Here is a 21,226-nt window from a genome sequence, read left to right as displayed (position 1 = left end):
GGCTCACTGGGCGCTGACGTCGAGGTCCTGGGCGACGTCGTGCTCGCTGCCCGGGACCGCCGGCAGGCCGAGGAGGTCGAGCGCGAGGTTGGCCACGTCGCCGTTGCGGACCGGCTGCACGCCGGCGTACGTCTCCCGGGCGCGGCCCGGGTCGGCGTAGTCGGGGTTGAGGTCGTAGAGGTCGGTGCCCGGGTCGACGCCGGCACCCCAGACCACGAACGGGATGCGGTAGTCCCAGACCTTGGTCGGGTCGACGTGCGTCGCGCCGCGACCGCCGTGGTCGGCGGTCAGGATGACGGTGGTGTGGCCGGCGTAGCCGGGGTCGGTGCGCAGGACGTCGATGATCGAGCCCACCCGGCGGTCGGTACGCCGTACGGCGCGCAGGTAGGCGGGTCCCATGAAGCCCTTCGCGTGCCCGACGACGTCGGGCTCGGACAGGTGGAGGAACCGCAGGGCCCGCGTGGAGCCGGACAGGTCGCGCTTGAAGGCGCGGACCAGGGCCTGGTTGTCCTCGATGATCGTCTGGGTGTCGGTGGCGACCGGCCACGAGCGGTCCCACAGGGAGAACTTGGTCTTGCTGGCGAAGAAGCCCGCCGAGAGGCCGGCGTCGTCGACCACGGTGAAGACGGACTCGACCGGCCCGCCCGCCGCGGCCTGGACGGTCGGCGGCCGGAGCCGCTCGTCGTTCCACGTCACGCCGTGCCCGCCGGTGCTCGCCTGGATGCGCCGCCCCGTCACCATCCCGGTGTGGTTGGGCAGGGTGAGCGTCAGCTCGCGCTCCGTGCGGGCGTTGAGCGTGCTCGCCCCCTCGTCGACCAGGGCGTTGAGGTGCGGCGCGCCGGATCGGCCGAGCCGGGTCAGCGCGTTGGGGTTCAGCGCGTCGACGGAGATGACCACGACGGTGTCCGCCACCGCCACCCGGCGTCCCGCGTCGGGCGCACCGGCCTGGAGGGGGGCGCCGGTGGCGACCGACCCGGCCCCGGCACTCAGGAGCGCGGTGGAGGCGAGCAGGGCGAGTGAGCGTCGTACGACGGTGCGTCCAGGCATGCGGGCCAGCCTAGGCGCAGGGAGGGTCCGCGTGAGGTGTGACGGGGCCGACGTACCCGTGTGCGTGCCATCCCCGGCCCGCACGCCCTAGCCTTGCTGCTTGTGCCGACCATCAACCGCGAGGACCCCATCGGGATCTTCGACTCCGGCTTCGGTGGCCTGACCGTCGCCCGGTCGGTCATCGACCAGCTTCCACACGAGTCGATCCTCTACGTCGGCGACACCGCTCGCCAGCCGTATGGCGCGAAGCCGATCGGCGAGGTCCGTGAGTACGCGCTCGAGTGCCTCGACCACCTCTACGAGCAGGGCGTCAAGGCGCTGGTCATCGCCTGCAACTCCGCCAGCGCCGCGATGCTGCGCGACGCGCGCGAGCGGTACGACGTCCCGGTCGTCGAGGTGATCCTGCCGGCGACGCGGCGTGCGGTCGCGGCCACCCGCACCGGACGCATCGGGGTGATCTGCACCCGCGCCACGGCCGAGTCGATGGCCTACGAGGACGCCTTCGCCGCGGCCCCGCACGTCGACCTGCACGTCCAGGCCTGCCCGCGCTTCGTCGACTTCGTCGAGCAGGGCATCACCGGCGGCGACGAGCTCACGGCCGTCGCCCACGACTACCTCGACCCTCTCGTGGCGTGCGGCGTCGACACCCTGGTCCTCGGGTGCACCCACTACCCGCTGCTGACGGGCATCATCTCCCTCGTGATGGGCGACGGGGTGACCCTGGTGAGCTCGGCCGAGGAGTCGGCCAAGGACGTCTACAAGATGCTGGTCCGTGCGGACCTGATGCGCGAGTCCGGCGAGCCGACCTACGCCTTCGCCACCACCGGGCGGCCCGACGAGTTCGAGACGATCGGTCGCCGGTTCCTCGGTGCCGAGCTGCTCGGGGCCTCCCAGTTCGCCGGGGGCCTGCGGTGAGGCTCACCGTCGTCGGCTGCTCGGGCTCCTACCCGGGCCCGGACTCCTCCGCGAGCAGCTACCTCTTCGAGGCCGAGGGCCCCGCGGGTGGGACGGCCGGCTCGGGGGAGACGCGCACGTGGCGGATCCTGGTCGACCTCGGCAACGGCGCCCTCGGCCAGCTGCACCGCTACGTCGACCCGCTGACCGTCGACGCCGTCTTCATCAGCCACCTGCACGCCGACCACTGCCTCGACCTCTGCGGCTACTACGTCATGCGCAAGTACCACCCGACGGGTGCGCAGCCGCGGATCCCCGTGTGGGGACCGCCGGACACCCCGGGGCGGATGGCGCGCGCCTACGACCTGCCACTCGACCCCGGCATGACCGAGGAGTTCGACTTCCGCCCCCACGAGCCGGTCGTGGATGTCGGCCCGTTCCGCGTCGAGTCGGTCCCCGTCGTGCACCCGGTCGACGCCTTCGCGCTGCGGGTCAGCGCCGACCACCGCTCGGTGGCCTACAGCGGGGACACGGGGCCGTGCGAGGCGGTGGAGCGTATCGCCGCGGGGGCCGACCTGTTCCTGTGCGAGGCCTCCTTCCGCGACGGCGAGGACAACCCGCCGGACCTGCACATGACCGGCTCCGAGTGCGGGACGGCCGCCCGTCGCGCCGGCGTCGAGCGCCTGGTCCTCACCCACGTGCCGCCGTGGCACGACGCCCAGCACGCCCTGGTGGAGGCGCGCACCACGTGGGACGGCCCGGTCGACCTCGCGGTGGCCGGGGCGGTCTACGAGCTCTGAGGCTCACACCAGCCCGGCGTCGTGGACGCACATCGCGATCTGCACCCGGTTGGTCGCGTCGAGCTTCTCGAAGAGCCGCGACACGTGCGCCTTGACGGTGGGCACCGAGAGGTAGAGCTCGGCGGCGATCTCGGCGTTGGAGAGCCCGCGGCCGACGCACAGCGCGACCTCGCGCTCGCGCAGGGTGAGCAGGGCGATCCGCGACTGGGCCGCGGCGGAGCGGTCGTCCGGCGCCCCGGACCGCACCTGGCGCAGCAGCGACCGGGTCGCCGACGGGGACAGCATCGCCTCGCCCCCGGCGACGAGCCGGATCGCGTTGACGATCTCGGTGGGTGGCGTGTCCTTGAGCAGGAACCCGTCGGCACCCGCTGCGACGGCGCCCACCACGTGGTCGTCGGCGTCGAAGGTCGTCAGCACGATCACTGCCGGCGGACGGCTGTCGCGGTGCAGGGCGCGGGTGGCCTCGAGGCCGTTCATCACCGGCATCCGGATGTCCATCAGCACCACGTCGGGCCGCAGCGACGACGCCATCCGCAGACCCTCGGCCCCGTCGCCGGCCTCGCCGACGACCCGGATGTCGTCCTGCCCCCCGAGCATGAGGGTGAGCGCCGAGCGCACCAGTGCGTCGTCGTCGACGATGAGGACCGAGATGGGGGCGCTCGTCGTCATGCCGTCCACGGTATCGAGGCACGCAGCACGAACAGCGGGCCCCGACGCCCGTGCTCGAGCCGCCCGCCCCGCAGGTCGACACGCTCGGTCAGGCCGATGAGCCCGAGGCCGGACCCCGGCGTCGCGACCCTGGCGTCGTCGCGGTGGAAGCCGAGCGGGTTGCGGAGCTCCACCTCGAGGCCGCGCTCCGGGTCGCCGCCGACCTCGACGCTGACGTGGGCACCGGGGGCGTGCTTGGCCGCGTTGGTGAGGCCCTCCTGCACGATCCGGTAGAGGGTCCGGCCCGCTCCGTCGGGCACCGGCTCCTCGCGGACGTCGACCTGGTCGACGTACGTCACGTTCATGCCGGACCGGCGGGCCTCGGCGACCATCTCCTCGATGTCGGCGAAGCGCGGCTGCGGCTGGCCGACGGGTGCGCCGCTGCCGTCGCGCAGCACGCCGAGCACGCCGCGCAGCTCGTGCAGGGCCTCGTTGGCCTTCCCCTGGATCTGGGTGAGGCCGGCACGCAGCTCGTCGGCGGCGAGGTCCTCGCGGAAGGCCAGCGCGCCGGAGTGCATCGACACCTGGGTGATGCGGTGCGCCAGCACGTCGTGCATCTCGCGGGCGATCCGCTCCCGCTCGGTGCCGCGGGCCTGGGAGACCCGCAGCTCCTGCTCCGACTCGGCGCGGGTGGCGCGCTGCCGCAGGGTCCACACGAGCTCGCGCCGCGAGCCCAGGTAGAGCCCCCACCCCATCATCGCGGTGTTGACGACCAGGTTGACCACGACCACCAGCCAGGAGGGGTCCCGCAGCTCGATGGGGGCGTAGAACGAGTACGCCGTCGCCGCGAGGAAGTTGGTCACCCCGACCAGGGCCACCGACCACGCGACCCGCTGGGTGGCCACCGAGACGGCAGCGAGGGTCGCGGGACCGGCGGCGATCCCGGAGAAGACGCTCAGCAGGGCGATGACCATCGCGATGGTGACCGGGGCCCGCCGCCGCAGCACGACCAGGACGTACGACGCGACGCCGAAGAGGATCTCGACCCAGAACAGCACCCGGTGCGACTCGATCTCGCCCGCGATGGCCTGCGACCACACCAGCGCCGAGATCAGGGCGCACACAGCCAGCCGCCAGGCGTGGCTGCGCCAGGTGAGCGGGGGCTGCATCTCCCCGGGGGTCGGGCGGTCCATGCCGCACAGGCTAGGGCGTCGGTGGAGCGCCCCTACTTTGGTAGGGGACTGCTCGAGCCCTGCGACCGATGTCCGGAGGGGGGTCGGGGCGGCAGGGTGGCAGGCATGATCCGAGTAACAGCCCTCACGAAGTCGTACGGCGCGTTCACGGCCGTCGACGACGTCTCGTTCGAGGCACGCCCCGGCCGGGTGACCGGCTTCCTGGGGCCCAACGGCGCCGGCAAGACCACCACGATGCGCGTCATGGTGGGCCTGACCACCGCCACGTCCGGAGAGGTCACCATCGGTGGCCACCGCTACCGCGACATCCCCAACCCGGGTCGTCACGTCGGCGTGCTCCTCGACGCGTCCGCCCAGCACGCCGGGCGCACCGGGCGCGAGATCCTCGCGATCGGCGCCGAGACCATGGGCCTGCCGTCGTCGCGGGTCGACGAGATGCTCGAGCTGGTCTCGCTCGACGCCCGCGAGTCCAAGCGCCGGCTGCGCAACTACTCGCTCGGCATGAAGCAGCGCCTCGGCATCGCGCACGCGCTGCTCGGCGACCCGTCGGTGCTCATCCTCGACGAGCCGGCCAACGGCCTCGACCCGGCCGGCATCCGCTGGATGCGTGGTCTGCTCAAGGGCTACGCCGACCGCGGCGGCACCGTCCTGCTGTCCAGCCACCTGCTCAACGAGGTGGAGCTCATCGCCGACGAGATGGTCCTCATCGGGCACGGCCGGATCGTGGCCCAGGGCACCAAGGAGCAGCTGCTCGCCGGCGCGGAGCAGCGGGCCACCCATGCCACCTCGCTGGACAACGAACTGCTGGCCAAGGTGCTCACCGAGCGCGGCTTCACCGTCGTGCCGGCCGGACAGGGCCTGCGCGTCGAGGCGGCGCCGATCGAGATCGGCCGCGCGGCCGCCGAGCACTCGATCGTGCTCACCGACCTGCGTGCCGCCGAGGGCGGCCTCGAGGACCTGTTCCTCTCCCTCACCTCCGACACCCAGCGCGACGTCCTCGAAGGATCTGCCTCATGAGCGCCACCTCCACCTCCGACCTCGGCACCATCGACCTCGGGTCGAGCAGCGCCGTGCCGATGGGCCGGCTGGCCAAGGTCGAGCTCCGCAAGGCGCTCGACACCCGCGCCGGTCGGTGGTTCGCCATCGCGATCCTGGCCCTCGTCCTGGCCGTGCAGGTGATCTACGCCTTCGCGGCGCCGGAGGACTCGCTGGGCTACGGCGACTTCCTCAGCGTCGCGGGCGGGGTCCTCGGCTACTTCATGCCGATCCTGATCATCATGCTGGTCACCAGCGAGGCGAGCCAGCGCAACGGCCTCGTCACCTTCACCCTCGAGCCCCGGCGGTCGCGGGTCGTGGTCGCCAAGTTCCTGGCGGGCTTCGCCCTGGCCATCGTGGTGATGGTCCTGGCGGCGCTCATCGCGGTCGTCGGCACCCTGATCGGCATCGCGACCGGGGCCCAGGCGCAGTGGTCGGTCGACGGCAACCTGCTCTTCAACGGCTTCGTGCTGGCCAACGTGATCGGCGTGCTGATCGGGTTCGCCATCGCCACCCTGCTCATGAACACCCCGGCCGCCATCGTGGGCTACTTCGTCTACAGCCTGATCCTGCCCATCGCGGTCGGGATCCTGAGCTCGCTGAGCTCCGGCTTCGCCGACGTCGCCCCGTGGATCGAGTTCAACACCGCCCAGACGCCGCTGTTCATGGGTGACTACACGCCCACCGGCGAGGAGTGGGCCCAGATCGCCGTCTCCGGGACCATCTGGCTGGTCATCCCGCTCGCCCTCGGCATCGCACGGCTGCTGCGCATCGAGTTCAAGTAGCCCCCCAGTCCGGCCCCCCTCGGGGGAGGGGGTCGCCGTAGCCGGGTCCGGTCATGCACGGGGACGACCGGACCCGGCGCCACCCCGCCCGGCACCGCCGTGGTCGGTCGCCGTGGCTAGGGTCGGGCACCATGACGACACCTGCTGACTCCCGTGCCGACGGTCGCACCGACGACCAGCTCCGCCCGATCACGATCACCCGCCACTGGCTCGACCACGCGGCCGGCTCGGTGCTCGTGGAGTTCGGCGGCACCAAGGTCCTGTGTGCCGCGTCCGCCTCCGAGGGTGTGCCGCGCTGGCGCAAGGGCTCCGGGCTGGGCTGGGTGACCGCGGAGTACGCGATGCTCCCCGCCGCGACCAACACCCGCTCGGACCGTGAGTCGGTCAAGGGCCGCATCGGCGGGCGCACCCACGAGATCTCGCGCCTCATCGGCCGTTCTCTGCGCGCCGTCATCGACTACCAGGCCCTCGGTGAGAACACCATCGTCCTCGACTGCGACGTGCTGCAGGCCGACGGTGGCACCCGCACCGCAGCGATCACCGGTGCGTACGTCGCACTGGCCGACGCCGTGGCCCACCTGCGCTCGCAGGGCGCCCTGACCGGCGAGCCGCTCACCGGCTCGGTGGCCGCGGTCAGCGTCGGGATCATCGACGGGATCCCGCGCCTCGACCTGCCCTACGAGGAGGACGTCCGCGCCGAGACCGACATGAACGTCGTGATGACCGGCGACGGCAAGTTCGTCGAGGTCCAGGGCACGGCCGAGGGGGCGGCCTTCGACCGCACCGAGCTCGACGCCCTGCTCGCCCTCGCCGAGAAGGGCTGCGCGGACCTCACCCGCCTCCAGCACGAGGCCCTGGCTCGATGAGCCGGGTCTTCCTCGCCTCGCGCAACGCCAAGAAGCTCGCCGAGATGCAGCGGATCCTCGCCGAGCACGTGCCCGGCGTCGAGGTGGTCGGCCTGGACGACGTCCCGGCGTACGACGAGCCGGTCGAGGACGAGCCGGACTTCGCCGGCAACGCCCTGCTCAAGGCACGGGCGGGTGCCCGGGTGACCGGGCTGCCCACGCTCGCCGACGACAGCGGCCTGTGCGTCGACGCGCTCAACGGCATGCCCGGCGTGCTGTCGGCCCGCTGGTCCGGGCCGCCCGGCACCGACAAGCTGAGCGCCGACGTGCGCAACAACGCGCTGCTGCTGGCCCAGCTCTCGGACGTCCCGGACGAGCGCCGTGGCGCCCACTTCGCGTGCGCGGTGGCCCTGGTCCACCCGGCCGGGCGCGAGCTGGTCGTCGAGGGGCGGATGGACGGCCGGATCACCCGCGAGGTGCGGGGGAGCGGCGGCTTCGGCTACGACGTGCTGTTCGTCTCCGACGAGCATGCCGACGAGGACCTCACCTCCGCCCAGCTGGAGCCCACCGAGAAGGACCGGATCAGCCACCGCGGGCGGGCCCTGCGCGAGCTGGCCCCGCAGGTCGCGGTCCTCCTCGCCTGACTGCTCTGCCACGTGTGCGCCCGGTGAGATTCGAACTCACACTGGTACGGACCTAAACCGCATGCCTCCTGCCGTTGGGCTACGGGCGCTTGGTGAGACGACGGTCAATCTAGCCCCAGGTCGCGCCGCAGCTTGGCGACGTGACCGGTGGCCTTCACGTTGTACTGGGCCACCTCGACCTTGCCCTCCTCGTCGACCACGAACGTCGAGCGGATGACCCCCTCGACGACCTTGCCGTAGAGCTTCTTCTCGCCGAACGCGCCGTAGGCCCGGTGCACCGCGAGGTCCTCGTCGGAGAGCAGGGTGAGGGTGAGGGCGTCACGCTCGCGGAACTTCGCGAGCTTGGCCGGCTTGTCCTTGGAGACTCCGAGCACCTCGTAGCCCGCGCCCCGCAGCGAGTCGAGCGACTCGGTGAAGTCGCACGCCTGCGTGGTGCATCCGGGGGTCATGGCGGCCGGGTAGAAGTAGACGATCACCTTGCGGCCGCGCAGGTCGGCCAGCCGCACCTCGTCGCCGGTGTCGGAGGTGAGGGTGAAGTCGGGGGCGTCGTCGCCGGCTGTGAGGCGGTCGGTCATCCGGGTCTCCTGAGGTGTGGCCGTCGATGGGGCCAGGTCGTTGTTGCACATGAGATGCAATAAGGTCAGAGTGAGGTGGGCGGCGGCTCGGGGGAGCCCCGCCCACCCGCAATCTACCCATCGACCGAGGAGGCCCGCGTGCACGTCCCCGACGGATTCCTCGACGCGCCCACGTCCATCGCCACCGGCGCCGTCGCGGTGGTGGGCGTCGGCCTGGCCCTGCGGGGAGCCCGTCGCGAGCTCGACGACCGCACCGCCCCGATGGCCGGGCTGGTGGCGACCTTCGTCTTCGCGGCCCAGATGATCAACTTCCCCGTGGGCGCGGGCACGAGCGGCCACCTGCTGGGCGGCGCACTCGCCGCCGTCCTGGTCGGACCGTGGTCCGCCGTGCTGTGCATCAGCGTGGTGCTGCTCGTGCAAGCGCTCCTCATGGCCGACGGCGGCATCACGGCGCTGGGCACCAACGTGTGCCTGATGGCCCTGGTCGGTGTCTGGGTCGGGTGGGGCGTGTTCGTGCTGGTCCGCCGGCTGCTGCCGCGGCGTACCAGCTCGGTCGTCCCGGCYGCCGCCATCGGCGCCCTGGTGAGTGTCCCGGCCGCCGCGGCGGTCTTCTCCCTGCTCTTCGCGGTCGGGGGCATCGCGCCGGTCGACCCCGGCAAGGTCCTCGCGGCGATGGTGACGTGGCACGTGGTCATCGGCCTGGGCGAGGCCGTCGTGACGGGCCTGGTGGTCGCGAGCGTGGTGGCGACCCGTCCCGACCTGGTCCGCGGGGCGCGACCGGCGCTGGAGACCCGCGAGCTGGAGATCCGGGGGGCCGTCCGATGAGGCAGCGCACCTTCCTGGCCGTGGGCCTGCTGGTCTGCCTGCTCGTGGCCGGCGTCGCCAGCTTCTACGCCAGCTCCCACCCCGACGGCCTCGAGCACGTCGCCGAGCAGACCGGGTTCATCCACTCCGCCAAGGACTCCGCCGCCGACGACAGTCCGCTGGCCGGCTACTCCACCAGCGGCGTCGACGACGCCCGCCTCAGTGGCGGCATCGCCGGTGTGATCGGCGTGGTCGTGATGCTGCTGCTCTCGACCGGTCTCTTCTGGACCCTGCGGCGCCGCGAGGAGCCCGCGGGTGCCGAGGACCCGACCGACAGCGACGCCTGATGGGCGCCGGGCACGGCCATCGGCTCCACTTCCACGGGCACAGCGCGGTCCACCGGGCGCCGGCGCACGTCAAGCTGCTGACCCTCCTCGGCTTCATGATGGTGGTCGTCGCCACCCCGGCCGACTGGTACGCCGCGTACGCCGTCGAGGCCCTGATGCTCCTCGGCGTCGTCGCCCTCTCCCGGGTGCCGGCGACCTACCTGGCCCCCCGGATGGTCATCGAGGTCCCGTTCGCGTTCTTCGCGCTCCTGATGCCCTTCATCGCCCACGAGCCCCGGACGGAGGTGCTGGGCCTCACCGTCTCCGAGCCGGGCCTGCACGCCGGGCTGGCGCTGCTGGTCAAGGGCACGATGGGCGTGCTCGCCTCCCTGACCCTGGCCTCGACCACGGAGCCGCAGGACCTGCTGCTCGGGCTCCAGCGGCTGCGCATGCCCGACCTGATCGTGCAGATCATGGGCTTCATGATCCGCTACCTCGACGTGGTCACCGCCGAGCTGGGCCGGATGATGGTGGCGATGCGCTCGCGGGGGTGCGATCCCCGCTCGCCGCGGCACTGGCCCACCCTCGCCCGCGCCATGGGCGCGCTGTTCATCCGCTCCTACGAGCGGGGCGAGCGGGTCCACCTGGCCATGCTGTCCCGCGGGTACGACGGTCGCCTGCCCTCCCGGGACGCCGCATGAGCACGCCCGTGCTCGAGGTCACCGGCCTCGCCTACGCCTACCCGGACGGCCACCAGGCGCTCTTCGGGGTGGACCTGCACGTGCACGAGGGGGAACGGGTCGCCCTGCTGGGGCCCAACGGCGCAGGCAAGACCACCCTGGTGCTCCACCTCAACGGGATCCTGGCGGCGGGGGCCGGCAGCGTCACGGTGAGCGGGCTCCCCGTGGACAAGAAGCACCTGGCCGAGATCCGCCGCCGGGTCGGCATCGTCTTCCAGGATCCCGACGACCAGCTGTTCCTCGGCTCGGTCCGCCAGGACGTCGCCTTCGGCCCCGCCAACCTGGGTCTCAAGGGCGCGGCGCTGGACGCCCGGGTGATGGAGGCGCTGGACCGGGTCGGGATGGCCGACTTCGTCGACCGGCCCCCGCACCACCTCTCGTTCGGTCAGCGGCGCCGGGTGGCGGTGGCCACCGTGCTGGCCATGCAGCCGGAGATCCTGGTCCTGGACGAGCCCTCGTCCAACCTGGACCCCGCTTCGCGCCGCGAGCTCGCGGACATCCTGCGCAGCCTCGACGTGACGGTCCTGATGGTGACCCACGACCTGCCGTACGCCCTGGAGCTGTGCCCCCGCTCGGTGGTGCTGAGCGACGGCGTCGTGGTCGCCGACGGTCGCACCCTCGACGTGCTCACCGACGATGCGCTGATGCGGGCCCACCGCCTCGAGCTGCCGTGGGGCTTCGACCCGCGCACGGTTGGTAACCTTCCGGCGTGACCAACGAACTGAGCTCGCTCGAGCGCGAGATCGAGGAGACGCGCCAGCGTCTCGCGCAGACGATCGACCAGCTCGCCTACCGCGCGAACCCCAAGACCATCATCGGGCGCGAGGTGACCTCGGTGAAGTCGCACTTCGTGGACCTCGAGACCGGGGAGCCGCGCACCGACAACATCCTCAAGGTCGCCGGCGGCGTCGTGGGCGCCCTCGTGCTGCTCGCGGTCATCCGCAAGATCGTCCGCTGACCGACACGCCATGAGCGATCGCGCGCCGATCAAGATGCTCCACGACCGGATCCTGGTGGACGTCGACCAGGAGTCCGGCGAGCGCCGGTCCTCGGGCGGCATCGTGATTCCCGCGACCGCGGCGATGGGCGCCCGCCGTCTCGCCTGGTCGCGGGTGATCGCCACCGGTCCGCAGGCTCGGGCCGTCGAGGTGGGCGACCGGGTCCTGTTCGACCCCGAGGACAAGGCCGAGGTCGAGGTGCACGGAGAGGTGTACGTCGTGATGCGGGAGCGTGACGTGCACGCGGTCGCCGCGGAGCGTCTCGATGTCGGCCCGACGGGGCTCTACCTGTGAGTGCCCGGCCTGTGAGTGCCCGGCCTGTGAGTGCCCGGCCGTGAGCGGCAAGCAGCGCGACGCCATCGTGATGTCGCACGCGGAGGTCGACGCCTTCCTGGTCGAGCAGCGCAACGCGACCGTGGGGACGCTGGGCCCGCGGGGCCAGATCCACCTGGTCGGCATGTGGTACGCGTGGTTCGACGGCCACGTGTGGCTGGAGACCAAGCCGAGGTCGCAGAAGGTCGTCAACCTGCGACGCGACCCGCGGATGAGCTTCCTCGTGGAGGCCGGTCACACCTACGACCAGCTCCGCGGCGTGGCGCTCGAGGGCGACGGTGTGGTCGTGGACGACCCCGACCTGCTCGAGCGGGTGTGCCTCGAGGTCTTCGAGCGCTACCAGGGGCCCTACAGCGAGGACCTGCGGCCGTTCCTCGAGGTCATGATGCACCGCCGCGTCGTCGTACGCCTCGACGTGAGGCGGACCCGTTCGTGGGACCACCGCAAGCTGGGCCTGCCGGCCATGGACCTCGGCGGCACCACGGCCGCCTCGGTCTCCGGACACATGACCCCGCCGCCCTGACGGGACGCGTCAGTCGCGGCAGGCGCGCACCCACGTGCCGGGGGCGTACGCCGCCACGGTGTGGGCCGCCTCCTCGGCGTACATGTCCTCCTGGACGTAGAGGAACCCCTCGCGGATGAAGAGTGACTTGCCCCGCTCGTGCGTGATGCTGGGGTGGGCCGTCGCGTCGGTGGTGGGCAGGTGAACGGTGATACCCATCGTGTGCTCCTCGGTCAGCAGGGTGAGGGGCAGCAACCCCCCGGATGCGTCACGACCGTAGGACGGGGCCGGCCCGAGCCGCCCGCGCGTGCACGGATCATCCCCAATAATGACGAAGATGGACTAGTGCAGGGCGACCTTCAGCAGGGCCACCAGGATGCCGAGCGCGGCGCCGACCGCGGCGCTCCCCACCCGGCCCCACATGCTCAGACCGCTGCGCATCCCCGCGAGGTAGCTGTAGGCGGTGAGCAGCACGATCGTGGCCATCAGCGCCGTCCACGCTGCGGTGCGCAGTGAGGCGCCGGCGACGTCTGCGAGGAGCAGGATGAGGATCGGGAGGACCGAGGCCCCGGCGATCGGCCAGGTCTCCGCCAGAGCCAGGCGCAGGGACACCAGGGGATGGTGTCCGTGGGTCACCGAGAAGCCGAGGGTCCGGGCGTGGAGGTGCGCCAGCCAGTAGACGAGCACCGTTCCGAAGATGGCGATGCACAGCCGGCCCGTCGAGGCCACGTGCCCGGCGGAGTAGGCGATGGCGGCCGCGCACACGACCGTGCCGGTCAGGATGCCCTCGCCGCCGCTGATGAGTCCCAGCGGGTCGGCGCGGCGCGGGGAGGACCGCTGCTCGTCGTCGGTGGGAGCATTTCTGTCGTCCACCATGAGTACGGCCCCTTCCTCGATTCCCGTCGCGCGTGCCGACGGCCCGCCGAGGTCAGCCTCCGGCCCACGGGAGGTGAGCCGCATCATACGGCGGGGATGACGGCCCGATCGGGGGTCGACGCGTGGGCGGGGGAAGAGCAAGGGAAGGTCGGGAAATGAGGAAGAGGCCCTGTCGGGATCTCTCCCGAAAGGACCTCTGCCTGCTGTTCTGTACGCCATCAGGGACTTGAACCCCGAACCCGCTGATTAAGAGTCAGCTGCTCTGCCAATTGAGCTAATGGCGCCCGTGTGCAACGAATGAAACTGTACACGCGGTCGCGCGTGCGATGAAATCGAGATCGCTCACCCGAGATCGGCGAGCACCGCCTGGGCGGCGTTGTGGCCGCCGAGTCCCGACACCGCGCCCCCGCGCCGGGCCCCGGAACCGCACAGCAGCACCACGTCGTCGTCGGTCTGGACTCCCCACTGCTGCGCCGGGGTGTCGAGGCGCGAGCGGTTGGGTGCCCACGGCCAGTCGAGGTCGCCGTGGAAGATGTGCCCTCCCGGCATCGCGAGGTCGCGCTCGACGTCCTGGGGGATCTTGGCCTCGATGCACGGGTTGTCGTCCCGGTCGCGCAGCAGGCACGACTCGATCGGCTCCACCAGGTGCTCGTCGAGGGACGCGATCGCCCGCTCGAGGGCGAGGCGCTTGGCGCCCTCGGGGTCGGACTCGAACAGGGCTGCCGGGGTGTGCAGGCCGAAGTAGGTGAGCGTCCGGGCGCCGGTGCCGGCCAGGTCGCCCAGGATCGAGGGATCGGTGAGGGAGTGGCAGTAGACCTCGCCGGGCATGGTCGTCGGGACCTGGCCGGCGGCCGCCTCGGCGTACGCGCGCTCGAGCTGGCTGTGGTCCTCGCCGAGGTGCAGGGTCCCGGCGAAGGCGACGGCCGGGTCGGCGCCTGACCGCAGCTGGGGGAGGTGGTCGAGGAGGAAGTTGATCTTGAGCTGAGCGCCGGCCGGCTTGGTGGCGGGGTCCTCGTCCTCGCCGAGCAGGATCCGCAGCACCCACGGGGCCACGCCCGACAACACCCGGCGACCGGTGACCGAGCGAGTGGTCATGCCGTCGTGCCACTCCACCTCCGCGCCGTCCCCGTCGGTGCGGATCGCGCTGACCCCGGCGCCGGTGACGATCTCCGCGCCGGCCGCGGTGGCGCTGCGGGCCAGGGCGTCGGTCACCGCACCCATGCCTCCCACCGGCACCCGCCACTCACCCGTGCCGTTGCCGATCAGGTGGTAGAGGAAGCAGCGGTTCTGGATGAGCGATGGGTCGTGCAGCGACGCGAACGTGCCGATGAGGGCGTCGGTCCCGACGACGCCGCGGACCGTGTCGTCGGCGAACCTGGCCTCGATGGCCCGGCCCAGCGGCTGGGACACGACGTCGCGCCAGATGCCGGGGTCGACGACGTCGCGCAGGTCGCGCTCGTGGGGGAGGGGCTGGGTCAGCGTGGGGGCCACGGCGTGCGCCAGGTCGGTGACGTCGGCGTAGAACTCGCGCCAGGCGTCGTACTCGGCGTCGCTGCCGGTGAGCTCGGCGAACGACGCACGCGTCGCCTCGCCCTCGGGTCGCTCGACGAGCAGCCCGCCGCTCCGGCCGTCGCGGACCCACGGCGTGTAGGACGCGGTGGTGCGCGAGGCCAGCCTCACGTCGAGGTCCAGGTCGGCCATCAGCGACTCGGGCATCAGGCTGACGAGGTAGGAGTACCGCGAGAGCCGCGCCGGCTGGCCGGCGAACGGGCTCACCGAGACCGCCGCACCGCCCGTGTGGTCGAGGCGCTCGAGCAGCAGGACCGAGAGCCCGGCCCGGCCGAGGTAGGCGGCGGCCACGAGCCCGTTGTGCCCACCGCCGACGATCACGACGTCATAGCTGGTCTTCGCAGGAGTCACGCGGGTCAACCTAGTCCCGGTACGCCCCTCTCTCGGCAAGGTGGCCCGTTACCCTCGCCCAGTGAGGTCGGTCGGGTGGTGGCGCAGCGCGGCGTTGCTGGTCCTGTACGCCGTGCTGGTCCAGCTGGCCGTCGGTGCCGTCTGGCCGGACAGCCACGTCGGGGAGAGCGTGCCCGTGGGCCTCGCCGCCGGCGCCCTGGTGGTGGCCTCGCGACGGTCGTGGTGGGTGCTCGTGCCGGCCATCGGCGTGGCGTCCGTCGCGGCCTACTCGATGGCCGGAGCGTCGCCCGCCGTCGCGTTCGTCTGGGGCTGCGCGCTCACCGCGGGGGCGAGCGTGGCCGCGGCGGTCCTGGGCCGCCGCTCGGGGCCCGGTGAGCGGCCCGAGCTGCGCGACATCGACGACTACCGGGCCTTCCTCGCCGCGACCATGATCGGTGCCGGCCTGGCGACCGTGGTCCTGTCCGTGGCCGCCCCGCTGATGCTCGACCACGACCTGACCCTGATCGCTGCAGGGACCTTCCTGGCGCACGTCTCCTCGTACCTGGTGATCCTGCCGTTCTTCATGGTCACCGCCCCGCACCCGGGTGTGGTCGACGGATGGAGCCGGGTCCTCACGTGGAGTGCCGTGGTGGCGATCATGGCCATCGCCTTCACCAGTCACGACAAGATCGCCGGGCTCTTCGCCATGGCCGTCATCCCCGCCCTGGGCTGGGCCGCGATGCGGTTGCCGTTCCGCGACGCCCTCTTCGGGGTGCTCTTCGTCGCCGTCGGCGCCGATCTCGCCGCCGTGCTCGGGGAGGGTGGTGCGGTCGCGCTGATCGGTGCGGAGCAGCCCGAGTGGGTCCTGACCGTCACCCACCTGTTCGTGAGCACGTGCGTGCTCAGTGCGCTGCCGTTCGCCCTGGCGGTCGGCATCCAGCGAGACCTCGCCCAGCGCGCCGCCACCGAGGCGGACACGGTCCGCCGCGTCGTGGACAGCGCGAGCGGCGTGGCCATCGTCGGTACCGACGAGCGGGGCCGGATCACGCTCTGGAACCCGGGCGCCGAGGCCCTGCTCGGCTACACCCCCGGYGAGGTCCTGGGCCTGCTGCCGTCGGCCTTCCACCGGCCGGAGGAGATCGCCCGGCTCGGGGAGCTGCTCGGCGTGGGGAACGACTACCCGAGCGTGGCCCGCGCGTTGGCCGACCCGGACCGCGGCGGCCTGGAAGTCGAGTTCGTCCGCAAGGACGGGCAGACCCGGATCCACTTCATGAACCTGTCCCGGGTGACCGACGCCCAGGGACGGCTCACCGGCTTCGTCTCGACGGCCGAGGACATCTCCGAGCGCGTCGCCACCCAGCGGGCCCTGGAGCTGGCGCTGGCCCGCGAGCGCGCGTCCGTGGAGAGGTTGCGCGAGGTCGACCAGCTCAAGGACACCTTCGTCTCGAGCGTCAGCCACGAGCTGCGCACCCCGATCACCAGCATCATGGGCTACCTCGAGCTCCTCGAGGACGGCGGTTTCGGCGAGCTGAGCGCGGACCAGCGCGCCGCCATCGGGCGCATCGACACCAACAGCCGTCGCCTGCTCCTGCTCATCGACGACCTGCTCGTGCTGTCCCGCGTGCAGGACCGCGGCCTGGAGAACCACCACGTGGAGCTCGACCTGCGCGCCGTCGTGGAGGCCGCTCACGAGGTCGTCGCCCCGGTCGCGGAGCGTGCGGGCGTGGAGTTCTCCTACGACGTGCCGGACGAGGCCGTGCCCTACGTCGGCGACGTCGACCAGCTGGAGCGGGTGCTGGTCAACCTGATGGGGAATGCCGTGAAGTTCAGCCCCGACGGCGGCACCGTCCTCACCCGCCTCGTCCCCGCCCACCGCGAGGTGCGGCTGACGGTCAGCGACACGGGGATGGGCATCCCGGCCGACGAGCAGCTGCGGCTCTTCACCCGCTTCTTCCGCTCGTCGTCGGCGCGGAGCCAGGCGATCCAGGGCAGCGGCCTGGGGCTCTCGATCGCCAAGGCGATCGTGGAGCGCCACGGCGGCACCATCACGGTCGAGTCCGACCCCGGCACGGGCACCGAGTTCACCGTCCGGCTGCCCGCCTGAGGGCCCGGTCCGCCCCGACACGCACGAAGCCCCGGCGCAGAGCGCCGGGGCTTCGGGACCTGGGGTGAGTAACGGGACTTGAACCCGCGACATCCGCCACCACAAGGCGGCGCTCTACCAGCTGAGCTATACCCACCATGTTGCTCGCCACGATCGGTGACCGGCGAGAACGATGAGAAGTGTAGGGCAATCAGGCGCCGGTCCCGGAATCGGGGGAGTCGCCCGTCAGTCCGGTGATCGAACCCGCGTGACGGGCCGCGATCTCGCGGGCGCCGGTGCTGTCGAGACCGGGCTGCGCGACGAAGACGGCCTCCCGGTAGTAGCGCAGCTCCTCGATGCTCTCCTGGATGTCGGCCAGGGCCCGGTGGTTGCCGCGCTTGGCCGGGGCCGCGAAGTACGTGCGGGGGTACCACCGGCGGGCGAGCTCCTTGATCGAGGAGACGTCCACGTTGCGGTAGTGCAGGAATCCCTCGAGGGCGGGCATGTCCCGCGCGAGGAAGGAGCGGTCGGTGGCCACCGTGTTGCCACCCAGCGGCGGGCGGCTGCCGTCGGGGCAGTGCTCCTTGATGTAGGCGAGGACCTGCTCCTCGGCCTCGGCCATCGTCATCCCGGACTCGAGCTCGTGGATGAGGCCCGACGTCTCGTGCATCGTGCGGACGAACTCCACCATCTGGTCCAGCGCCTCCGGCGGGGGCTTGATGATGACGTCGATGCCCTCCCCGATCACGTTGAGGTCGAAGTCGGTCACCAGGGCCGCGACCTCGATCAGCGCGTCTGCCTCGAGGTCGAGGCCGGTCATCTCGCAGTCGATCCACACCAGTCGCTCGTTCACAGGCAGTCACACTACCCACGCGTCCGCCGGAGGCCCGCTCTCAGGGACGGTTCAGGCACGCCGCCTAGGGTCGAGGGCGTGAAGGACTGGATCGGGCTCGTCGCACGGCTGGTCACGGGCGGCGTCTGGATCGCCGCCGGCCTGCTCAAGCTGCCCGACCCCGCGGGCAGCGTCCGGGCCGTCCGCGCCTACGACCTGCTGCCCGAGTCCGTCGTCCCGACGGTCGGTCACGCCCTGCCGATCCTCGAGGTCGTCGTGGGCCTGTGCCTGGTGCTCGGCCTGCTGACCCGGGCGATGGCCCTGGTGTCGGCCCTGCTGTTCGTCGCCTTCATCATCGGGATCGCCTCCGCCTGGGCACGCGGGCTGCAGATCGAGTGCGGCTGCTTCGGTGGCGGGGGCCAGCTCGCGGGCGCCTCGTCGAAGTACCCCGGCGAGATCGCCCGGGACGTGGGCCTGCTGCTGGCCTCGCTGTGGCTCGTCGTACGACCGCGGTCGCGGTGGTCCCTGGACACATTCATCTCCCCGACCCGCTCGGGGACGTCGCACGAAGAACTGGAGAGGGACCTCGATGTCGAAGCGCAACAAGGCCGCTGAGCGCACCGCCCGGGCTGCTGCCCTGAGGGCGGAGCAGGAGCGTCAGGAGCGGCTGCGYCGCACCCTGACGATCGGGGCGGTGGTGCTCGGGATCGCCATCATCATCGGCGGCGGCTTCTTCATCCAGAGCCAGCGCGACTCGACCGGCAACGACGCGGCCGCCCCTGCCGGGGTCACCGCCGAGTACGGCGTCGTGGCCGGCGACAAGGGCGCAGCGCACGAGGTCGTCATCTACGAGGACTTCCTGTGCCCGGTCTGCGGTGAGCTGGAGTCCCAGGCCGGTGACGCGCTGACCGCGGCCGTCGAGGACGGCCGGGCCCGCGTCGAGTACCGCCCGGTCAACTTCCTGAGCCGCTTCGGCGACTTCTCGATGGACGCGGCCAACGCCTACGCGGTCGTGCTCGACGCCGAGGGGCCCGAGGTGGCCAAGTCGTTCCACGACGCGGTCTACGCCGACCAGCCGGCCGAGGACGCGGACCAGTTCCCCGGCAGCGCATGGCTGATCGACAAGGCCGTCGCGGCCGGCGCGTCCGAGCAGGCGGTGAAGGCCGGCATCGAGGGGGGCACCTTCGAGGGCTGGGTCGACAACGCCACCGGCGCCGCCTCCGAGGCCGGGGTCAACGGCACGCCGACCGTGCTGCTCGACGGCGAGCCGGTGCCCGGCGCAACCATCGACGAGGTCGCGGCCAACCTGGTGGCAGGCCTCCAGTGATTCGGCACCCGTGACTTCTCGCTGCCAGACTCCGGCGTGTGAGCCTGACTGACTTCATCGCCGGCCTGCCCAAGGCCGAGCTGCACGTCCACCACGTCGGGTCCGCGTCACCGCGGATCGTCGCCGAGCTGGCCGGGCGGCACCCGGCCGCCGGGGTCCCCACCGACCCCGACGCGCTGGCCGAGTTCTTCGCGTTCCGCGACTTCGCGCACTTCATCGACGTCTACCTCGCCGTCGTGGACCTGGTCCGCACCCCCGAGGACGTGCGCATGCTCACCTACGAGGTGGCCCACGAGATGGCGCAGGAGCAGCGCCTCCGGTACGCCGAGCTCACCTGCACGCCGTACACCTCGGTCCTGCGGGGCATCCCGATCGAGGCCTACACCGAGGCCATCGAGGACGCGCGGGTCGCCGCCGAGCGGGACTTCGGGCTGGTCATGCGCTGGATCTACGACATCCCCGGCGAGAGCGGTGTCCCCGCCGCCGACGCGACCCTCTCCTACGCGCTCGACCACGCGCCGGACGCGCTCGTCGGCTTCGGCCTCGGGGGTCCCGAGATCGGCGTTCCACGCCCGCAGTTCCAGCCGCACTTCGCCGCCGCCCGGGCCGCCGGGCTGCGCTCGGTCCCGCACGCGGGGGAGACCACCGGACCGGAGACCGTCTGGGACGCCGTACGACTCCTCGGCGCGGACCGGATCGGTCACGGCACGTCGTCGGCCGCCGACCCCGCCCTGCTGGAGCACCTCGCCACCGAGGGCATCGTGCTGGAGGTCTGCCCGACCTCCAACATCGCCACCCGGGCGGTCGCGACCCTCGACGAGCACCCGCTCCGCACGTTCGTCGAGGCCGGCGTCGCGGTCACCATCAACTCCGACGACCCGCCGATGTTCGGCACGACCCTCAACGGGGAGTACGCCGTCGCGGCCGACCTGCTGGACCTCGACGAGTCCGGCGTCGCCGAGCTGGCGCGGGCGGCGGTGCGGGCGTCCTTCGCCCCCGACGACGTGCAGACCCGGATCCTCGGCGAGATCGACGCCTACGCCGGCTGATCCAGGCGGGCCATGGTGTCCGCGTCGAGGACGAGGTCCGCGGCGGCGAGCGCCGGCTCGAGCTGCGGCAGCGAGCTCACCCCGACGATCGGGCGGACCTGGGGTGCGCGGTGCAGCAGCCACGCGAGCACGACCTGGCTGCGGGCCACGCCGAGACCGTCCGCGACCTCGGTGAGGGCGGCCAGGCGGGCCGTGGTCCCGGGGTGGTCGTAGGCCTGCGGGAACGGTCGGTCGTCGCGGTCGAAGCTGCCCTGCACCAGCGGGCTGTAGGCCCACAGCTCGATGCCCGTGTTGCGCTCGAGGTAGTCGACGGTCTCGTTGGTGACCCAGCCGAAGCGGTGGTCCTTGCCCTCGACGACGGCACCCGGGCGTGGCGCGACGTACGACGTGGTGAGCTGCAGCGCCGTGGCGGGCTCCAGGCCGCGGGACAGGGCGTGGGCCCGGGACCGCTCGACCAGCCACGTGGGGTGGTTGGAGATGCCGATCCGGCCGACCGAGCCGGCGGCGACCAGTCCGCCGAGGGCCTCGGTCGTCTCCTCGATCGGCGTGCTCCGGTCCTCCCCGTGCACCCAGTGGACGTCGATGCGATCGACGCCGAGCCGCTCCAGGCTGCGGTCGGCCTCACGGCGCACGGTCTCGGCGCCCAGGCCCTCCACCCCGCCGCCGTCGACGGGCTCGACACCCACCTTGGTGGCCAGGGTCAGCCGCTCGCGCAGGCCCGGGTTGGCCCGCAGCCAGTCACCGATCAGCGCCTCGCTCTGGCCGCCGTGGCCGGTGTCGCTGACCCAGAAGGCGTAGCAGTTGGCCGTGTCGATGGTGGTCCCGCCGGCATCGACGAAGCGGTCGAGGAGGGCGAAGGACGTGGCCCGGTCGGTGCGGGTGCCGAGGTACATGGTGCCGAGGACGAGGTCGTTGATCACTCCCCGACGCTAGCGCCCGCGACCTCGGCGACGGGAGGCCCCTTGCGCCGGTCACCGCCGGGGCGTAGAAC

The 21,226-nt window shown here is 72.1% G+C and carries 26 protein-coding genes and 3 tRNA genes; 17 read left to right on the top strand and 12 right to left on the bottom strand.

All coding sequences use genetic code 11. The features are described 5' to 3' along the window. Positions 1–3: 3 nt before the first annotated feature. Positions 4–1,047, bottom strand: a complete 1,044-nt coding sequence (locus tag AC1DQF_RS14595; RefSeq protein ID WP_477525942.1) for an alkaline phosphatase family protein — start codon at positions 1,045–1,047, stop codon at positions 4–6. 102 nt (positions 1,048–1,149) lie between these two features. Between AC1DQF_RS14595 and murI the strand changes: the two genes are divergently transcribed. Continuing rightward, a complete protein-coding gene (gene murI / locus AC1DQF_RS14590; protein WP_477525941.1) occupies positions 1,150–1,962 on the top strand; it encodes a glutamate racemase in 813 nt (270 codons plus the stop codon). Continuing rightward, positions 1,959–2,741, top strand: a complete 783-nt coding sequence (locus AC1DQF_RS14585; protein ID WP_477525940.1) for an MBL fold metallo-hydrolase — start codon at positions 1,959–1,961, stop codon at positions 2,739–2,741. Before murI ends, AC1DQF_RS14585 begins: the two co-directional genes overlap by 4 nt. Positions 2,742–2,744: 3 nt before the next feature. Here AC1DQF_RS14585 and AC1DQF_RS14580 read toward each other — a convergent pair whose 3' ends face one another. After that, entirely contained in the window at positions 2,745–3,410 is a 666-nt protein-coding gene (locus AC1DQF_RS14580) for a response regulator (protein WP_477525939.1), read from the bottom strand. Then, positions 3,407–4,582: a sensor histidine kinase gene (locus AC1DQF_RS14575; protein WP_477525938.1), complete on the bottom strand. Its 1,176-nt coding sequence runs from the start codon at positions 4,580–4,582 to the stop codon at positions 3,407–3,409. The genes AC1DQF_RS14580 and AC1DQF_RS14575 overlap by 4 nt, the downstream gene beginning before the upstream one ends. 105 nt (positions 4,583–4,687) lie before the next feature. Between AC1DQF_RS14575 and AC1DQF_RS14570 the strand changes: the two genes are divergently transcribed. The 4 genes from AC1DQF_RS14570 to rdgB all read left to right on the top strand — a co-directional run bounded on the left by AC1DQF_RS14570 (position 4,688) and on the right by rdgB (position 7,891). After that, complete coding sequence (locus AC1DQF_RS14570) at positions 4,688–5,599, top strand: ABC transporter ATP-binding protein (RefSeq protein ID WP_477525937.1); 912 nt, start codon at positions 4,688–4,690, stop codon at positions 5,597–5,599. After that, the gene (locus tag AC1DQF_RS14565; RefSeq protein WP_477525936.1) at positions 5,596–6,402 is read left to right on the top strand and encodes an ABC transporter permease; all 807 of its coding nucleotides are present in this window, start codon (positions 5,596–5,598) and stop codon (positions 6,400–6,402) included. Before AC1DQF_RS14570 ends, AC1DQF_RS14565 begins: the two co-directional genes overlap by 4 nt. A 131-nt stretch (positions 6,403–6,533) precedes the next feature. Beyond that, complete coding sequence (gene rph / locus AC1DQF_RS14560) at positions 6,534–7,268, top strand: ribonuclease PH (RefSeq protein WP_477525935.1); 735 nt, start codon at positions 6,534–6,536, stop codon at positions 7,266–7,268. Further along, the gene (gene rdgB / locus AC1DQF_RS14555) at positions 7,265–7,891 is read left to right on the top strand and encodes an RdgB/HAM1 family non-canonical purine NTP pyrophosphatase (protein ID WP_477525934.1); all 627 of its coding nucleotides are present in this window, start codon (positions 7,265–7,267) and stop codon (positions 7,889–7,891) included. The genes rph and rdgB overlap by 4 nt, the downstream gene beginning before the upstream one ends. Before the next feature lie 15 nt (positions 7,892–7,906). On the opposite strand, the gene AC1DQF_RS14550 is transcribed toward rdgB, so the two are convergent. Continuing rightward, positions 7,907–7,980 (bottom strand) — tRNA-Leu (locus tag AC1DQF_RS14550). Positions 7,981–7,995: 15 nt separating this feature from the next. Then, entirely contained in the window at positions 7,996–8,466 is a 471-nt protein-coding gene (gene bcp / locus AC1DQF_RS14545; protein WP_477525933.1) for a thioredoxin-dependent thiol peroxidase, read from the bottom strand. Between the two features lie 138 nt (positions 8,467–8,604). Here bcp and AC1DQF_RS14540 point away from each other — a divergent pair, with 138 nt between their 5' ends. The 7 genes from AC1DQF_RS14540 to AC1DQF_RS14510 are packed head-to-tail and all read left to right on the top strand — an operon-like array spanning position 8,605 to position 12,190. After that, positions 8,605–9,291 (top strand): energy-coupling factor ABC transporter permease, encoded by a 687-nt coding sequence (locus AC1DQF_RS14540; protein ID WP_477525932.1) that lies wholly within the window; start codon positions 8,605–8,607, stop codon positions 9,289–9,291. Next, the gene (locus AC1DQF_RS14535; RefSeq protein WP_477525931.1) at positions 9,288–9,617 is read left to right on the top strand and encodes a PDGLE domain-containing protein; all 330 of its coding nucleotides are present in this window, start codon (positions 9,288–9,290) and stop codon (positions 9,615–9,617) included. Before AC1DQF_RS14540 ends, AC1DQF_RS14535 begins: the two co-directional genes overlap by 4 nt. Then, complete coding sequence (gene cbiQ / locus AC1DQF_RS14530; protein WP_477525930.1) at positions 9,617–10,297, top strand: cobalt ECF transporter T component CbiQ; 681 nt, start codon at positions 9,617–9,619, stop codon at positions 10,295–10,297. Before AC1DQF_RS14535 ends, cbiQ begins: the two co-directional genes overlap by 1 nt. Beyond that, entirely contained in the window at positions 10,294–11,049 is a 756-nt protein-coding gene (locus tag AC1DQF_RS14525) for an energy-coupling factor ABC transporter ATP-binding protein (RefSeq protein ID WP_477525929.1), read from the top strand. Before cbiQ ends, AC1DQF_RS14525 begins: the two co-directional genes overlap by 4 nt. Beyond that, on the top strand, positions 11,046–11,294 hold the full coding sequence (locus AC1DQF_RS14520) for a DUF3618 domain-containing protein (RefSeq protein ID WP_477525928.1): 249 nt from the start codon (positions 11,046–11,048) through the stop codon (positions 11,292–11,294). Before AC1DQF_RS14525 ends, AC1DQF_RS14520 begins: the two co-directional genes overlap by 4 nt. Before the next feature lie 10 nt (positions 11,295–11,304). After that, positions 11,305–11,628, top strand: a complete 324-nt coding sequence (locus tag AC1DQF_RS14515; protein ID WP_477525927.1) for a GroES family chaperonin — start codon at positions 11,305–11,307, stop codon at positions 11,626–11,628. Between the two features lie 40 nt (positions 11,629–11,668). Further along, positions 11,669–12,190 (top strand): pyridoxamine 5'-phosphate oxidase family protein, encoded by a 522-nt coding sequence (locus AC1DQF_RS14510; RefSeq protein ID WP_477525926.1) that lies wholly within the window; start codon positions 11,669–11,671, stop codon positions 12,188–12,190. Between the two features lie 9 nt (positions 12,191–12,199). Here the strand turns inward: AC1DQF_RS14510 and AC1DQF_RS14505 are convergent, their stop codons facing one another. From AC1DQF_RS14505 to AC1DQF_RS14490, 4 genes are all read right to left on the bottom strand, one after another. Then, on the bottom strand, positions 12,200–12,388 hold the full coding sequence (locus tag AC1DQF_RS14505) for a hypothetical protein (protein ID WP_477525925.1): 189 nt from the start codon (positions 12,386–12,388) through the stop codon (positions 12,200–12,202). 123 nt (positions 12,389–12,511) lie between these two features. Beyond that, positions 12,512–13,045 carry a hypothetical protein gene (locus tag AC1DQF_RS14500; RefSeq protein ID WP_477525924.1) on the bottom strand — a complete coding sequence of 178 codons (534 nt, stop codon included), beginning with the start codon at positions 13,043–13,045 and terminating at the stop codon, positions 12,512–12,514. 211 nt (positions 13,046–13,256) lie between these two features. Beyond that, positions 13,257–13,329, bottom strand: a tRNA-Lys gene (locus AC1DQF_RS14495). Between the two features lie 58 nt (positions 13,330–13,387). Next, a complete protein-coding gene (locus AC1DQF_RS14490) occupies positions 13,388–14,965 on the bottom strand; it encodes a phytoene desaturase family protein (protein WP_477525923.1) in 1,578 nt (525 codons plus the stop codon). A gap of 61 nt (positions 14,966–15,026) precedes the next feature. Between AC1DQF_RS14490 and AC1DQF_RS14485 the strand changes: the two genes are divergently transcribed. Next, positions 15,027–17,048, top strand: a complete 2,022-nt coding sequence (locus AC1DQF_RS14485; RefSeq protein ID WP_477525922.1) for an ATP-binding protein — start codon at positions 15,027–15,029, stop codon at positions 17,046–17,048. Positions 17,049–17,108: 60 nt separating this feature from the next. On the opposite strand, the gene AC1DQF_RS14480 is transcribed toward AC1DQF_RS14485, so the two are convergent. Beyond that, positions 17,109–17,184 (bottom strand) — tRNA-His (locus AC1DQF_RS14480). A 54-nt stretch (positions 17,185–17,238) separates the two neighbouring features. Further along, positions 17,239–17,880, bottom strand: a complete 642-nt coding sequence (orn, locus tag AC1DQF_RS14475; protein WP_477525921.1) for an oligoribonuclease — start codon at positions 17,878–17,880, stop codon at positions 17,239–17,241. A gap of 78 nt (positions 17,881–17,958) precedes the next feature. Between orn and AC1DQF_RS14470 the strand changes: the two genes are divergently transcribed. From AC1DQF_RS14470 to AC1DQF_RS14460, 3 genes are read left to right on the top strand one after another with little or no spacing between them, the layout of a single operon-like run. Continuing rightward, on the top strand, positions 17,959–18,474 hold the full coding sequence (locus AC1DQF_RS14470; RefSeq protein WP_477525920.1) for a MauE/DoxX family redox-associated membrane protein: 516 nt from the start codon (positions 17,959–17,961) through the stop codon (positions 18,472–18,474). Next, positions 18,449–19,186 carry a DsbA family protein gene (locus tag AC1DQF_RS14465; RefSeq protein ID WP_477525919.1) on the top strand — a complete coding sequence of 246 codons (738 nt, stop codon included), beginning with the start codon at positions 18,449–18,451 and terminating at the stop codon, positions 19,184–19,186. The genes AC1DQF_RS14470 and AC1DQF_RS14465 overlap by 26 nt, the downstream gene beginning before the upstream one ends. 38 nt (positions 19,187–19,224) lie before the next feature. Further along, positions 19,225–20,235 (top strand): adenosine deaminase, encoded by a 1,011-nt coding sequence (locus AC1DQF_RS14460; protein ID WP_477525918.1) that lies wholly within the window; start codon positions 19,225–19,227, stop codon positions 20,233–20,235. Here AC1DQF_RS14460 and AC1DQF_RS14455 read toward each other — a convergent pair. After that, positions 20,223–21,155 carry an aldo/keto reductase gene (locus AC1DQF_RS14455; protein ID WP_477525917.1) on the bottom strand — a complete coding sequence of 311 codons (933 nt, stop codon included), beginning with the start codon at positions 21,153–21,155 and terminating at the stop codon, positions 20,223–20,225. The two genes, AC1DQF_RS14460 and AC1DQF_RS14455, sit on opposite strands and share 13 nt — an antisense overlap. Positions 21,156–21,226 lie beyond the last annotated feature (71 nt).

The organism is Nocardioides sp. P4_G4 (assembly GCF_056401085.1).
This window is presented reverse-complemented; position numbering and strand designations above follow the sequence as displayed.

What these genes read in the sequence shown, in the direction of transcription:
- AC1DQF_RS14580 (WP_477525939.1), bottom strand. Translation starts at nt 3,410, where the DNA reads ATGACGACGAGCGCCCCCATCTCGGTCCTCATCGTCGACGACGACGCA.
- AC1DQF_RS14505 (WP_477525925.1), bottom strand. Translation starts at nt 12,388, where the DNA reads ATGGGTATCACCGTTCACCTGCCCACCACCGACGCGACGGCCCACCCC.
- AC1DQF_RS14595 (WP_477525942.1), bottom strand. Translation starts at nt 1,047, where the DNA reads ATGCCTGGACGCACCGTCGTACGACGCTCACTCGCCCTGCTCGCCTCC.
- AC1DQF_RS14525 (WP_477525929.1), top strand. Translation starts at nt 10,294, where the DNA reads ATGAGCACGCCCGTGCTCGAGGTCACCGGCCTCGCCTACGCCTACCCG.
- cbiQ (WP_477525930.1), top strand. Translation starts at nt 9,617, where the DNA reads ATGGGCGCCGGGCACGGCCATCGGCTCCACTTCCACGGGCACAGCGCG.
- AC1DQF_RS14500 (WP_477525924.1), bottom strand. Translation starts at nt 13,045, where the DNA reads ATGGTGGACGACAGAAATGCTCCCACCGACGACGAGCAGCGGTCCTCC.
- bcp (WP_477525933.1), bottom strand. Translation starts at nt 8,466, where the DNA reads ATGACCGACCGCCTCACAGCCGGCGACGACGCCCCCGACTTCACCCTC.
- AC1DQF_RS14535 (WP_477525931.1), top strand. Translation starts at nt 9,288, where the DNA reads ATGAGGCAGCGCACCTTCCTGGCCGTGGGCCTGCTGGTCTGCCTGCTC.
- rph (WP_477525935.1), top strand. Translation starts at nt 6,534, where the DNA reads ATGACGACACCTGCTGACTCCCGTGCCGACGGTCGCACCGACGACCAG.
- AC1DQF_RS14570 (WP_477525937.1), top strand. Translation starts at nt 4,688, where the DNA reads ATGATCCGAGTAACAGCCCTCACGAAGTCGTACGGCGCGTTCACGGCC.
- AC1DQF_RS14515 (WP_477525927.1), top strand. Translation starts at nt 11,305, where the DNA reads ATGAGCGATCGCGCGCCGATCAAGATGCTCCACGACCGGATCCTGGTG.
- rdgB (WP_477525934.1), top strand. Translation starts at nt 7,265, where the DNA reads ATGAGCCGGGTCTTCCTCGCCTCGCGCAACGCCAAGAAGCTCGCCGAG.
- AC1DQF_RS14575 (WP_477525938.1), bottom strand. Translation starts at nt 4,582, where the DNA reads ATGGACCGCCCGACCCCCGGGGAGATGCAGCCCCCGCTCACCTGGCGC.
- AC1DQF_RS14565 (WP_477525936.1), top strand. Translation starts at nt 5,596, where the DNA reads ATGAGCGCCACCTCCACCTCCGACCTCGGCACCATCGACCTCGGGTCG.